This window comes from Luteithermobacter gelatinilyticus, assembly GCF_005849285.1.
Classification (GTDB): domain Bacteria; phylum Pseudomonadota; class Alphaproteobacteria; order Sphingomonadales; family Emcibacteraceae; genus Luteithermobacter; species Luteithermobacter gelatinilyticus.
Genome location: NZ_CP040517.1, coordinates 2,158,611 through 2,172,806 on the forward strand (window position 1 = coordinate 2,158,611; position 14,196 = coordinate 2,172,806).

The 14,196-nt window shown below is 55.7% G+C and carries 8 protein-coding genes; 3 read left to right on the plus strand and 5 right to left on the minus strand.

All coding sequences use genetic code 11. The features are described from left to right. Positions 1-4: 4 nt before the first annotated feature. The gene (locus FE788_RS09770; protein WP_210413870.1) at positions 5-2,812 is read right to left on the minus strand and encodes a [protein-PII] uridylyltransferase; all 2,808 of its coding nucleotides are present in this window, start codon (positions 2,810-2,812) and stop codon (positions 5-7) included. Then, positions 2,805-5,471, minus strand: a complete 2,667-nt coding sequence (gene mutS / locus FE788_RS09775) for a DNA mismatch repair protein MutS (protein WP_138381353.1) — start codon at positions 5,469-5,471, stop codon at positions 2,805-2,807. Before mutS ends, FE788_RS09770 begins: the two co-directional genes overlap by 8 nt. 442 nt (positions 5,472-5,913) lie before the next feature. Here mutS and FE788_RS09780 point away from each other — a divergent pair, with 442 nt between their 5' ends. After that, the gene (locus FE788_RS09780; protein ID WP_138380465.1) at positions 5,914-8,211 is read left to right on the plus strand and encodes an NADP-dependent malic enzyme; all 2,298 of its coding nucleotides are present in this window, start codon (positions 5,914-5,916) and stop codon (positions 8,209-8,211) included. Between the two features lie 234 nt (positions 8,212-8,445). After that, complete coding sequence (locus tag FE788_RS09785) at positions 8,446-9,132, plus strand: DVUA0089 family protein (protein WP_138380466.1); 687 nt, start codon at positions 8,446-8,448, stop codon at positions 9,130-9,132. A 262-nt stretch (positions 9,133-9,394) separates the two neighbouring features. Here FE788_RS09785 and FE788_RS09790 read toward each other — a convergent pair whose 3' ends face one another. Beyond that, positions 9,395-10,240, minus strand: a complete 846-nt coding sequence (locus FE788_RS09790) for a GNAT family N-acetyltransferase (protein WP_210413874.1) — start codon at positions 10,238-10,240, stop codon at positions 9,395-9,397. 599 nt (positions 10,241-10,839) lie between these two features. On the opposite strand from FE788_RS09790, the gene FE788_RS14095 reads away from it, so the two are divergent. Then, positions 10,840-11,013 (plus strand): hypothetical protein, encoded by a 174-nt coding sequence (locus FE788_RS14095; protein ID WP_168190366.1) that lies wholly within the window; start codon positions 10,840-10,842, stop codon positions 11,011-11,013. Here the strand turns inward: FE788_RS14095 and FE788_RS09795 are convergent, their stop codons facing one another. After that, positions 11,014-12,375, minus strand: coding sequence for an AmpG family muropeptide MFS transporter (locus tag FE788_RS09795; RefSeq protein WP_138380467.1), 1,362 nt, complete (start codon positions 12,373-12,375; stop codon positions 11,014-11,016). 122 nt (positions 12,376-12,497) lie between these two features. Further along, on the minus strand, positions 12,498-14,018 hold the full coding sequence (locus tag FE788_RS09800) for a YifB family Mg chelatase-like AAA ATPase (protein ID WP_138380468.1): 1,521 nt from the start codon (positions 14,016-14,018) through the stop codon (positions 12,498-12,500). Between the last annotated feature and the right edge of the window lie 178 nt (positions 14,019-14,196).

The following is a 14,196-nucleotide window of genomic DNA, read 5'->3' on the forward strand; positions in this document are numbered from 1 at the left end:
TACCCTATGACGCTTCCCTGACGGAAGGCTGTTGTTTTTTTGCCGCATTATCTGGGTCCTCCTGTCCGGTCAGGACCGCCATAAGCGCCTTTTCAATCTGGGCCAGTTTCTGCTCATGCGTCACCTTGTGGCCAAACAAGTCTCGCACAAAAAAGACCGTCACAGCACGCTCACCATAAGTCGCAATATGGGCGCTGCCGATGCTCAGTTTCAAATCCACCAGCGTGCGCGACAAGTCATACAGATATCCAACCCGGTCCAGGCCGTTCACTTCGATCACCGTATAGGTGTTGCTTGCCTTGTTGTCGATCAGAACCACCGGCTCCACGGTAAACACGGCGGTGCGTTTCGATTTCTTTTCCTCCTGCCGTTTCTGCAACACCTTGCGCGGCAGGATTTTACCCATCAGCGTTTCCTTGATCGTTTTTTTCAGCTTTTCCTGTTTATGGGGATCCTTGAACGCCGACCCGTCGGCTTCTTGGATCCAGAAAGTGTCCACGGCCATGCCATCCTTGGTGGTCAGGATCTTGGCGTCCTGAATGGTCGCGCCGCTCAGGGCAATTGCCCCGGTGATGCGGGCAAACAGGCCGGGGTGATCCTGGGCATAAATAATCAGTTCGGTGATTTCTTGAAATTCGTCGGAACGGATGTCAATGGTCAACCTGTCATCCCGAGCATCTGCCTTTTCCATGATCCGGGCGATCCGTTCATGATTGGTTTCGTCCAGCGCCATCCAGAAACTGTCATAAAAACGCTCCTTGAACGCTTCGAACTTTTCATCGGACCAGTCGGACAGCACCTGCCGCAAGGCATTGATCCTTTTTTCCACACGGAACAGATTGCTTTTTTCAATCTGTCCGCCCAACAGATATTCTTCGGCCCGATAATACAGGTCTCTGAGCAGCTGCCCCTTCCAGCCGTTCCAGATCTTCGGCCCCACAGCCCGAATATCCACCACCGTGAGAACCAGCAAAAGCCGCAGCCGCTCCGGGCTCTGCACTGCATTGGCAAAATCAATGATGGTTTTGGGGTCATTCAGATCGCGTTTGAAGGCAATACCGCTCATCAACAAATGCCAGCGCACCAGCCAGGCCACAGTCTCCGTCTCCGCCGGGCTCATACCAAACCGGGGGCACAGTTTTTTCGCCACCTCGGCGCCAAGTACGGAATGGTCCCCTTTGCGCCCCTTGGCAATATCATGCAGCAGCACCGCTACATACAACACCCGGCGGGAGAGCACCTTGTGAACGATTTCGTTGGCCAGCGGGTGATCCTCGGCCAGCTCACCCCTCTCTACTTCCGAAAGCAGTTCAATGGCCCGGATGGTATGTTCATCCACCGTATAGACATGATACATGTCATATTGCATCTGGGCCACCACCCGCCCGAAATCCGGCACAAAACGGCCAAACACCCCGGCCTCGTTCATTAGCCGCAAAATAAAGCCAGGGCCTTCACGGAACGTCAGAATCTCCATAAACAGCTCATTGGCCTCAGGATCATTACGCACATCTCGATCAATCAGCTTGAGATTCTGCCGGATCAGCCGCAAGGCGCGCGGATGCACGTCCAGGTGATATTTCTGGGCGACATAAAAAATGCGGATCATTTCCACGGAGTTTTCCGTAAAGGTACGCACGCCCTTGACCGAAAGGCGGCTGCCGTCAATGGGAAAACCGTCAACGCTTTTACGGCGCAGCCCAAAGCTCGGGATTTTCAGCCGGGTCTTACGTTTGTGCTGAGCTTCGAGATAGGAGCAGAAGATACGCGTGAGATCCCCGACATTCTTGGCATTCAGGAAATAATGCTTCATGAACCGTTCCACGCCGGAAGATCCCGGCCGGTCCATATATCCCAGTCGCCGGGCTAATGTTTTCTGCACATCAAAGGTAATGCGTTCTTCCGGGCGTCCCATGATGTAATGCAGATGACAACGGACCGTATACAGAAATTTTTCAGCCTTGCGGAACTGGCGGTACTCCTCGCGGGAAAAAACCCCCTTGCCCACCAGTTCGGAGGCCGATTGAACCTTATAGATGAATTTGGAAATCCAATAGAGCGTCTGCAGGTCTCGGAGCCCGCCCTTCCCGTCCTTCAGATTGGGCTCCACCACATATCGACTGTCCCCCATCTTCAGATGGCGCGTATCCCGTTCGGCCAGTTTTTCTTCCACAAATTCGGGTTCCTGGCCTTCAATAATCTCTTTATCGTAACGGGCGACAAATTCATCAAACAGGCTTTTATCCCCCCACAGATAACGCGCCTCCAGCAATGAGGTCTTGATGCTGAGGTCTCCCTGCGCCAACCGGATGCATTCCCCCACCGTCCGGGTGGCATGGCCCACTTTCAGCCCCATATCCCACATCATATAGAGCATATATTCCACCACCTGCTCCCCCCAAGGAGTCTGCTTGTAAGGCAACAGGAAAAGCAGGTCGATATCGGAATAAGGCGCCATTTCGCCCCGGCCGTATCCGCCCACCGCCACAAGACACAGTTTTTCCGCGCTGGTGGGATTGGGCTGGTGATAGATATATTCCGACGTCACATCATACAGCGCACGGATAATTTCATCGGTCAGATAAGTCTGGGCCCGCACCAGGGTAATGCCCCCTTCCCCGGCCTCGCAACGTCTTTTGATTTCTTCAAACCCCGCCTGATACGCCACCTTGAGCCGTTTCAGCAAAGGCTCCCGTACGTCGGCCGGGGAAAACTCCTCCTTGAGGGCTGCAATTTCCGCCCGCAACGCCTTGCCGTCCACAATATCTAGATGGTTCTTTACTTTTCGCATTCTCACATAAGGTCTAGTCACCAGCGGCATCCTTCAGCCGGTATATCATATCCAGGGCTTCCCGGGGCGTAAGCTCGTCCGGGTGTATTTCTTTTAACATGTCCTTCAGCCTGCTGTCGCGACTTTCTTCTGCGGGCATGGTTTCCTTAAAAGCAGAAAAAAGCGGCAATTCCTCGACCAGCGTCCCTAGGCCGCCCCCCGGCTTGCCCCCTGGCCCTGTGGTCCCATCCCCCTGTTCCAGACTGTACAGCACCTGTTGCGCGCGCTCGATCACCACCTGCGGCAATCCCGCAAGACGCGCCACCTGAATACCATAGGAGCGATCCGCCGCCCCTGGCCCCACCTCATGCAGAAACACCACTTCGCCGTCCCATTCCTTGACTTTCATATAATAGAGCGACAGATGATCCAGCCTGCTCGCGAGGGCGGTCAATTCATGGTAATGGGTGGCAAACAGTCCCCGGCAGCGGTTTTCCTCGTGCAGGTGCTCCACCGCGGCCCAGGCAATGGACAGACCGTCATAGGTGGCCGTGCCACGGCCGATCTCGTCCAAAATCACCAGGGCACGCCGCCCCGCCTGATTCAGAATGGCGGCGGTTTCCACCATTTCCACCATAAAAGTGGACCGCCCGCGAGCCAGGTCGTCGCTGGCCCCCACCCGGCTGAACAGCCGATCAACAATACCGATATGGGCCCTCTCGGCAGGCACATAGCTTCCCATCTGCGCCATCACAGCAATCAGGGCATTCTGACGCAGAAAGGTGCTTTTCCCGGCCATGTTGGGTCCCGTAATCAGCCACAGCCTGTTGGCCGGCGACAGGTCACAATCATTGGCCACGAACGGCCCTTCCTGAGCAACCTTCAACGCCGCTTCCACCACCGGATGGCGCCCTCCCACAATGGTAAATTCAAGACTGTCATCCACCTTGGGACGGCAATAATTATTTTCGGCGGCAAGTTCCGCCAGCGCCGAGGCCACATCCAGCTGCGCTAGCGCCTGCGCCGCTCGGGAAATGCTGTCCCATTCGGCCATGACCGTTCCGGTCAGATCTTCGAAAATTTCATGCTCCAGAGCCAGACATTGTTCTCCCGCCTGGCTGATCCTGCCGGCCAGCTTGGCCAGTTCCGTACTGTTGAAGCGCACCACATTGGCAAGCGTCTGACGGTGAATGAATTCTTCGGACAGCGGCGGCGACATCATTTTATCCGCATGGGTCGCCGTCACCTCGATATAATAGCCTAGGACGTTGTTGTGACGCACCTTCAGGGTCGAAATGCCGGTCTGCTCCCGGTACTGACCTTCCAGCGCGGCAATCAACCGACGGCTTTCATCCCGCAACATCCTGAATTCATCCAGGGCGGCATGATAGCCCCTGGCGATGAAGTTGCCGTCGCGGATGATGGTCGGCAGGTCCTCGGCCAGCGCCCGGTGCAACATATCCACCAGAGCCGCATGACGGCCCAGATGGCTGATGACCTTCTGCATGTCTTCGGGCAGCCCCAGCATATCGGCGGTCTGCTGCCCCGCGGCCTTTTCCAAAAGCTGGCGAATTTCCCCAGCCTGCTCCAGACCGTCCCGGATCGCCGCCAGATCCCGCGGTCCTCCCCGGCCCAGCGACAGCCGCGACAGGGCCCGTTCCATGTCTGGACACTTTTTCAGCAGGTCGCGCATCTTACGCCGCAGACTTTCTTCCTCCAGATAAAAGGACACCAGATCCAGACGCCGGTTAATGGCCGCAGGATCCGTCAGCGGCGCACTCAGGCGGGTGGCCAACAAACGGGCACCGGCCCCCGTGACGGTCCGGTCCAGCACACTCAACAAACTGCCCCGGCGTTCGCCGCTCAAGGTTTGCGATAGCTCCAGATTGCGGCGGGTCGCCCCGTCGATCATCATGGTCGCCTCTTCGCCGATGGGGTGCGGGCGGGATAGTTTGGGCAGTTTGCCCTTCTGGGTTTCCTGCACATATTCCAGCAACGCCCCACAGGCTGCCGCTTCGGCGCGGCCGATCTGCCCCAGCCCGTCCAGGACCGACAGGCCGTAATATTCTTTCAGTCGTTTTTCCCCAAGACGGCTGTCAAAATACCGGGTTTCCTGAAGGGAGAGACTGTCCCGCCAGGGCCTCAGACCGTCAGCCAATTCATCGCGGTCCAGAAGGGACGACGGCAGAAGCAGTTCGCCGGGTTGCAAACGCGCTAGTTCTGCCTCCAGATTGGCCGGATCCAGCCGCGACACATAAAAATCGCCAGTGGATATATCCAGCCAGGCCAGCGCAAATTCCCCCTGTATCTGACACAGCGCCGCCAGATAATTATGCTGTCGTGCATCCAGAAGATTTTCTTCGGTGATGGTTCCCGGCGTGACAAGCCGAATCACATCCCGTTTCACCACCGCTTTGGAACCGCGTTTTTTGGCCTCCGCCGGGTCTTCCATCTGCTCGCAGACGGCAACTTTGAATCCTTTGCGGATCAGGCGCGCCAGGTAGGTTTCTGCCGCATGCACCGGGACACCACACATGGGAACGTCTTCGTCCAGATGTTTGCCGCGTTTGGTCAGGGTGATGTCCAGCGCCTCGGACGCCTTGATGGCATCCTCAAAGAACAGCTCATAAAAATCCCCCATCCGGTAAAACAGCAGATAACCTTCATACGCCGCCTTGATCTCCAGATACTGGGCCATCATGGGGGTTGGCTGGGCCGGTTTTTTGCCAGTTTTTTTGCCAGTTGCTGTGGCAGCTTTTTTCGGCTTTTTCTCTGGGCATTGCTCCTCACGGGCCGCAGACGGCCGCCCCCTCTCGTCACTCTTTTGTTCCGGCTTGTGATGATCTGTGTCGAGCAATTCGGTCATAAGCGTCTTAATATCCGCAGTCTTTTAAAAATTTTCAGATAGTTTTTGAGAGAATTTTATTCAAAAATTCCAATAGACATTCTTATTAAGAAATATTAATACAAAAAACGAGCATGTTCACAGAACATAGGACTATTGGACAGTTCCTGTGCCTGTAACAAGCAAGGTTGAGTGACTCTATCCGCTTCGGCCCCGGAAATCAAACCCTCCGGCGTGGACGCTAAACAAAAAACCATCTGTCATAAGACAGACAAAAAAGACAGATAAGACAAGTGATATGACCAATAGTAAAAAACCTTTCGGGGACAAGGAAGCCCTGCATTACCATTCTTCCGGCCGGCCCGGCAAAATCGAAATTGTCGCCAGCAAATCTATGGCCACCCAGCGGGACCTATCTCTGGCCTATTCGCCCGGCGTCGCCGCCCCGGTGCGCGCCATCGCGGATCACCCCGCCATGGCCTGGGACTATACCGCCAAGGGTAATCTTGTGGCGGTCATTTCCAACGGATCGGCCATTCTGGGGCTTGGCAATCTTGGGGCTCTGGCCTCAAAGCCGGTAATGGAGGGCAAGGCTGTTCTGTTCAAGCGTTTCGCCGATGTGGACGCCATTGACCTGGAAGTGGATACCCAGGATGTGGAAGAGTTTATCAATTGCGTGCGGCCGCTAGCGCCAACTTTTGGCGGCATCAACCTTGAGGACATCAAGGCGCCGGAATGTTTTATTATCGAACAACGCTTGCGCGAGGAAATGAACATTCCCGTATTTCACGATGACCAACACGGCACCGCGATTATTACAGCGGCTGGCATTATCAACGCCCTGGACCTGACAGACCGCGACATTCACGATGTGCGCATCGTGGTGAACGGTGCAGGCGCCGCCGCCATTGCCTGCACGGAACTGGTCAAGGCCATGGGCGTTCCCCATGACAATGTTATCCTGTGTGACAGCAAGGGGGTGATCTATCAGGGCCGCAAGGAAGGTATGAACCAGTGGAAATCGGCCCATGCGATCAAGACCGACCTGCGCACCTTAGAAGAGGCGCTGAAAGGCGCAGATGTGTTTCTGGGGCTTTCCGTCAAGGGAGCAGTGACCCCACAGATGGTGAAAAGCATGGCCGACCAGCCAATCATTTTTGCCATGGCCAACCCGGATCCGGAAATCACCCCGGAGGAAGTGGAAGCCGTGCGTTCCGACGCCATTGTCGCCACGGGACGTTCAGACTACCCCAACCAGGTCAACAATGTTCTGGGGTTCCCGTATATTTTCCGCGGAGCGCTGGATGTGCGTGCAAGCCGGATCAACGACGAAATGAAAATCGCCGCCGCCCGGGCTATCGCCGAACTGGCGCGGGAAGACGTCCCGGACGAGGTGGCCTCGGCCTATGCCGGCGAACACCCCAAATACGGCCCCAAATATATCATCCCGGCCCCCTTTGATCCCCGACTGATCAGCGCCATTCCCCCCGCTGTGGCCGAAGCCGCCATGGAAAGCGGCGTGGCGAACAGGCCCATTATTGATATGGAAGAATACCGCAAGGAGCTGGCGGCGCGCCTCAATCCCACGACCGGCACCTTGCAGATGATATACGACCAGCTGGATGCAGCCCCCAAAAGGGTTGTCTTTACCGAAGCCGACGAGGAAACGGTGCTGCGCGCCGCGCTGGGTTTCGAACAGAACGGCTACGGCAAGGCGGTCCTAATTGGTCATGAAAACAAGATCCGCGATCTTCTGGAACATATTGGCCATGACCGCAATGATGATCTCGAAATTCATCATGCCCGCGCCAGCGACAAAAGCCAGAAATATGCGGAATATCTGTTTGCCAAACTACAACGCAAAGGATATCTGTTTCGGGACTGTTTGCGGTTGGTGCATTCCGACCGCAACGTATTTGGCGCTCTGATGCTGGTGCATGGTGACGCGGACGCCATGGTTACCGGCCATATCCGCCATTATGCCGCCGCACTTGAGAGTGTCATGAAAGTCATTGACCCTATCCCGGGGCGCAAGGCCATGGGCCTGTCCATCATGGTCAAGGGGGAACGAACCATTTTTGTGGCCGATACCGCCATCAATGAAATGCCCACCGGGGAAGACATGGCTGACAGCGCCGAACACGCCGCCGAGATTGTCCGTCATTTCGGCATGGAACCTCGGGTTGCCTTCATGTCCTATACCAATTTCGGCAACCCCGAAGGCGGCATTTTGGCCCAGTCCTCCCGCGAGGCCGTGCGTGTCCTGGACGAACGCCAGGTGGATTTTGAATATGAAGGGGAGATGCACGCCGGGGTGGCGCTTAACCCGGAAATCATGGCCAAATATCCCTTCTGCCGCCTGTCAGGTCCCGCTAATGTGCTGATCATGCCGGGCATGCATTCCGCGCACATTTCCACCAAGCTGATGCGGGAAATGGGTGGGGGGACGGTGATCGGCCCCATGCTGGTGGGGCTTCAACATTCGGTGCAGATCATTCCCATGGGCTCCTACGCCTCGGAAATCATCAATCTTGCCGCGCTTGCGGCCCATAATGTGAAACTGGTGCGAGGTAAAAACGGCGGGGGTCCTCGATAACAAGAAAGGCCCCGCCGTCATGGCAAGCTGAAGCGCAGCAATCCGTGGCGCCGCTTCATGGATCGTTCCGCGCCAAACACGCCAAAAGTGTCAGGATTTTTTACACTTCATCAGACTGTTTCGTAATAAGATTTCCCAATACATTGATATGAAAAACTTTTTTCTTTCTGGCATACTTTTTGCTTAATCACAGTAGTTGCACAAAACATCGTAATCAATGAAAGGATTACTCAAATGTTTGGGAAAAAATGGTCCATTCCAGCGGTGGCCTTGACTGCATTTTTTTACAGCAGTATGGCAGAAGCCGTCGTCATGGACGTCGAGGGGACGTCAAGTTCAGGCTTGAATGATACTGCTGCTACGGCACAAGCACTGGGAACACTCCCTGGCACCTTGACCGCGTTTGGTTGGATTTCCGATCAGGACATGAATGACTTGGATCTGTTCAGCTTCTCTGTGGGCGAAGGAGATCCGCTGACAGTCTATTTCGACGTGGACTTCGCCAATGACATTCTGACCCCCGATACGGATGACGATGACAGTCTCGATGCCGTGCTGAGCGTTTTCGATTCCGCGGGAAATCTTATCGATGATGATGACGATGTCGGCTTTCCACCCGATCCAGGATCCGACCCGAACGGAGACTATGATCCGTTCCTGGAACTCCAACTTGACCCGGGATCCTATTTCGTCGCCATCACGTCATATTCAAACTTCTCCAATGGCACGATTGACGATTTCGAGAATGAGGGCGATACATTCGGTCAATATTGCCTTCAGGTGCGCACCGGTGCCGGCTTTAACGCCCCGGCCAACGACTGCGGGAATTCCATCACGGTTGCGGAACCGGCAAGCCTGGCCCTATTCGGAATCAGCCTCGTCGGCCTGGGGCTGGCAAGGCGCCGTAAAAGAATCCTCTGATCCGTCTTTCGTTTAATGAACAATCAGGACGGCGGCTTTTCTTTTCGGAGCCGCCGTTTTTTGCTGGGGGAGCCGGCAGGAAAAATTTATGAGTTTACGACCTAGAGTGAATTGTGAATAGGTTGACCCATTCTGCCGGTCAGGTCTGGTCCAGTTCCGGCGGGGTTTGGCTTGGCCGTACCGCCAGTATGGCCTGCGCCAAACCCCTGGCTCCTGAACCAGACCTGACCGGCAGAATGGGTCAACCTATTCACAATTCACTCTAATCAAACAGGCCGAGATAACGCTGCTGAATCCGATCCACCGGCAGCAGGATGAACACATCCGTGGTGTTGAACTGTTCATCCACCACGGCCCCATCCCCAATATAACAGCCGAGCCGCAAATATCCCTTGACCAGCGGCGCCAAGCCCCGGCGCGCCATCCGGTCGTCGTAATCGCCCGGGGAAAGATAATTCATGGTCCGATATCGGCTGGAGATGGCCGGCACGTTAAATTCATCGGGTGTTTTGTGGCTGTGATACAGATAACTGAGCGGCAGTTTCAAGTCCTCCGGATTAGCCCCCGGCAGACTGGCACAGCCAAACAGATAGGCGATTTTATGTTTCTCAATATAGCGCGCAATGGCCCGCCACATCAAATGCATGATGTTGTTGGTGCGGTAATCGGGATGGACGCAGCTGCGCCCCAGTTCCAGAAGTTGCCGGTCGCCCATTTTTTTCCGGAACGCCGGTTTGAAAAGGTTGCTGATGTCATATTCCTGAGAGGAATAAAAATCATCAATCCCGCTCACCACCTCTTCCCGCAATAGCCGATAGGTCGCAACAACAGACTCCGGCCCTTTTTTGGTGGTGTCAAAGCACAAAAGATGGTCACAGATAGTGTCAAAATCATCAAAATCCCGCGACAGGCTTTTCATGGCTTCCGTGGGGATCGCCGACATTTCTTCATAAAAGACGTGATAACGTAAAGCCTGCGCAGCAGCGACTTCCTCATCATTACGGGCGAGCCTGACTTCATAAGGACCGCTCTTGATCAGAATCGGCTCCTTGTCTTCAGGGTGCCATCTGATTTTTTCCGCGCTTGCTTTCATCGGTTCCAGTTTCATAAGTTATAACTTAGGTCCTCTCAGGGACATATTCATGACAATAATGTAAAAGTTTTTTGTCAAAACCCCCAGAAGAAAAACGGTTTTTCTATACTTCCTGCCGAAGCTACTATATATAAATCGGAAACACATTTCAAAATCTGACCGTTTTTTCTTACGGAATCGGCATGAACATCACTCGCTGTCCGGCCTGCGGCGCCAGAATGCATGAGAGAATACGCGAGTCCGGCACGGTGTCCCCAAAAAAACGTGCACTGGTCTGCGACTTCTGTCATTACGAATACCATGCCCCTACCAATTGTGCACAAGGTATTGCGGGTGCGTCTGTGGCTTCCTGTTCCCCGGTGATTTTCCCCAAAGACATTGTAGAAAAAAGCGTCTTACGGTTACACAAGGTGTGCCCAAACGCCCTTGTGCATGTGGACCACATGTCCCCTTCCCGCTCGACTTTGCCCTCAGATGCGCAGCCGCTGCCCCATAACACAGCTCATCTGAAAAACCTTGATGCAATTCTTTCTGTTCTGGGACTGATATATGAAGAAGATCTGAACCACTGGTTCCGGCAGCGTTATCAAAATCTGAGAAAAGGGGGAGTTCTAATGATGCTTGTACCTGTTAAGGGGCGGTTTGGCGCCGCGCCATACCAATCGGGTCAGCGGCATGTCTTCGGGCCGCGATCCCTGATGTATCTTCTGGAGCGGCACGGCTTCAAACTATATTGGAAAAGCCGGCTCCGGAAAAACCCGCTGTGGCTGATTGCGCGCAAGATGTGATCAGCTTTGCTGGCGCAGCTTCTCGGCCACGATTCCCCGACGGTTCATGGCCACAAGCAACAGAATCGCCGGCACCGCGGCAAAGGTGGTAAAAACAAAAAACGCCGCCGCGCCCCATTCGCTGTAAATAAAACCCGATGGCGCTGACAAAAACCCCCGTCCCACTGACGCCAGCGAGGACAGCAGTGCATATTGGGTCGCCGTATAGGCCAGATTGCACAGCCCGGACAAATAGGCAATGGCCACTGTCCCCCCCACACCGGAAGCAAAATTCTCAAACCCGATGGTAAAGGCCAGGAATGGCACATGATGGCCCAGCTCCGCCAGCACCGCAAAACTCAGGTTCGACACTGCCATCAGGATTGCGGAAATCAGCAGCCCTTTATAGGTACCGGCAACTTTCAGCAACAACCCGCCGGAAAAAATGCCTGCCAGCAAAGCGAAAAAACCCACTGTTTTATTGGCGAAAATAATTTCCACATTGGTAAACTCGTTATCCACAACCAGTTTCGGTGTCATGACCGAAGCCATGCCATCCCCCACTTTGAGCAACATGATAAACAACAGAATCACCAGCCAGCCACGCCGCTCCATAAACTCCTTGAACGGCACCACCACACTGAGATAAAGGTTTTCCACCAGCAGCGCCCCGGCAGACGGCAGCCGCCTTTCACCACGCAGCCAGCGTTCCACCGCTCGGGTTTCCTTTTTGACCAGCTCCCGGCCATCGCCCTTCGGTTCCCCCATCAACAGCGCGGGGATCATGCCGAACAAAATCTGTAGCGCCAGAATCCAATAAGCCACATGCCAGCCATATAACGCCGCCAGATATAACCCGCCCGCGCCGGAGACAAAATTGCCAATACGGTACCCAAACTGGATCATGGCGGCCCCGGCGGGCAGTTCCTCGTCCTCAAGAATCTCGATCCGGTACGCGTCCAGCACAATATCCTGCGAGGCGCTCATGAACGCCACCAACAATGCCGCCAGCCCTGTGAGCAGCGCCCCTTCCGCAGGCGAGGTACTGCCCATCAGCACAATAGACACCGTCAGCCCCGTCTGAATCACCAACAGCCAGGAGCGGCGGCGTCCCAGCCGGCCATGCAATCTTGGCAACTGCAGCCAGTCAATCAATGGAGCCCAGAGAAATTTCAGGCTGTAGGGCAAGGTCACCAGGCTGAGCACGCCAATGGTTTCCGGGCTCACCCCTTCCTGACTGAGCCAGTACCCCAGTGTGGACAACACCAAAGTCAGCGGAAAGCCGCTGGAAATCCCCATACTGAAAATCCCCAGAAGCCGGGGTCTGCGGTAGATTTCTATGGCCTGCCACCAGCGGGAAAAATTCAATAAGGGATTTGTCACGGAATAGCGTCTCGACCGGTTATTGTTCTCAGGGTTGGCGATATGTGTGTTGCGTGAGTGTGGCCGATCCGCCGTCCTGCGTCAAGGCAGGCTCTATGCAGAATGGGGATAATTACCGGCCCCTAGAAAATATATTTCTTTTGACGGTAACTGAGTGCTTCGGCAATATGCCGCTGCCCAATACCCCCTGCCCCATCCAGATCCGCCAGCGTTCGCGCCACCCGCAACACCCGGTGGTAGCCCCGCGCTGTCAGTTTCATACTTTCCACTGCCTGCGCCAGGAGTTCCCGACCGGCATCATCCGGGCGCGCCACCTCTTCAAGGGCTTCGCCGTCCACCTCGGCATTGGTACGCACCTTGTCGCCCAGTCCCATCTTTCGATACCGGTCATTCTGGACCTCACGGGCGCGGGCCACCCGCGCGGCCACCTCCCGGCTGCCATCCGCCGGGGGCGGCAGGGTCAGGTCGGCGGCGCTCACCGCCGGAACTTCGATATGAAGATCAATGCGGTCCATCAAAGGACCGGATATTTTCGCCTGATAATCCGTCGCACAGCGTGGCGCCCGGCTACAGGCCCGGGCCGGATCATCCAGATAACCACAACGACACGGGTTCATGGCGGAGATCAGCTGAAACCGCGCCGGATAGGTGACATGCATATTGGCGCGCGCCACTACCGCCTGCCCGCTCTCCAGAGGCTGGCGCAGACTGTCCAGCGCCCCGCGCTGAAATTCCGCCAACTCGTCCAGGAACAGCACCCCCCGATGCGCCAGCGATACTTCGCCGGGGCGGGCCTTAACCCCGCCGCCCGTGAGCGCCGCCATGGACGCGGAATGATGAGGGTTGCGAAAAGGGCGCTGGCGGGTAATCCTTCCTTCTGTCAACAGCCCCGCCACTGAGGAAATCATGCTGACTTCCAGGATTTCCAACGCCTCCATCGGCGGCAGAATACCCGGCAGACGCGCCGCCAACATGGACTTCCCGGACCCTGGTGGGCCGATCATATTCAGATTATGACCACCGGCCGCCGCCACCTCCAGCGCTCTTTTAGCGCTTTCCTGTCCTTTAATATCCTTCAGATCTGGATAGGACCCGTCTTCACCCCCAACGATCGGGGTCGGTGCCTCAAGAAGCTGGGTTCCCTTTAAGTGATTAATCAACGCCAACAGATGAGCAGCGGCAACGATTTCAATTTCCCCGGCCCAGGCCGCCTCGCCCCCACAGGCCGCCGGACAGATCAGCCCAAGATCCTCACCAAGGGCGAGCATGGCTGATGGCAGTACCCCCGGCACGGCCTGCAGGCCACCATCAAGTCCCAGTTCTCCCAGGACCAGGTATCCGTCCACCATGTCACTGGCCACGGCGCTCATGGCCACCAGAAGTCCCAACGCAATGGGCAGGTCATAATGGCTGCCTTCCTTTGGCAGGTCCGCCGGCGCAAGATTAACGGTGATACGCTTGGGTGGCAGCGCCAGACCGATGGCCCCAAGGGCGGCGCGCACCCGTTCCCGGCTTTCCGCCACCGCTTTGTCGGGAAGTCCCACTATGGTGAAGCTGGGCAGACCACTGGCGATCTGCACCTGTACATCCACCAGACGCGCTTCAATCCCGACAAAGGCTACTGTCCCGATATGGGCAACCATCCCCCAACTCCCCCTGTTTTGTCCTATTTACAGGGTAACAGCAATCATGACGGGAAAAAAGCCTCTAGAGTGAATTGTGAAGAGGTAGAGTCGTCATGGCGAGACGCGACGGCGACAATAAATAAAACATCAGACATTCAAAGGAAACAGGTCACATCTTCGAGAAAACGGGTTTCTG

What these genes read in the sequence shown, in the direction of transcription:
- mutS (WP_138381353.1), bottom strand. Translation starts at nt 5,471, where the DNA reads ATGATGGCCCAGTATCTGGAGATCAAGGCGGCGTATGAAGGTTATCTG.
- FE788_RS09780 (WP_138380465.1), top strand. Translation starts at nt 5,914, where the DNA reads ATGACCAATAGTAAAAAACCTTTCGGGGACAAGGAAGCCCTGCATTAC.
- FE788_RS09785 (WP_138380466.1), top strand. Translation starts at nt 8,446, where the DNA reads ATGTTTGGGAAAAAATGGTCCATTCCAGCGGTGGCCTTGACTGCATTT.
- FE788_RS09790 (WP_210413874.1), bottom strand. Translation starts at nt 10,240, where the DNA reads ATGAAACTGGAACCGATGAAAGCAAGCGCGGAAAAAATCAGATGGCAC.
- FE788_RS14095 (WP_168190366.1), top strand. Translation starts at nt 10,840, where the DNA reads ATGATGCTTGTACCTGTTAAGGGGCGGTTTGGCGCCGCGCCATACCAA.
- FE788_RS09800 (WP_138380468.1), bottom strand. Translation starts at nt 14,018, where the DNA reads ATGGTTGCCCATATCGGGACAGTAGCCTTTGTCGGGATTGAAGCGCGT.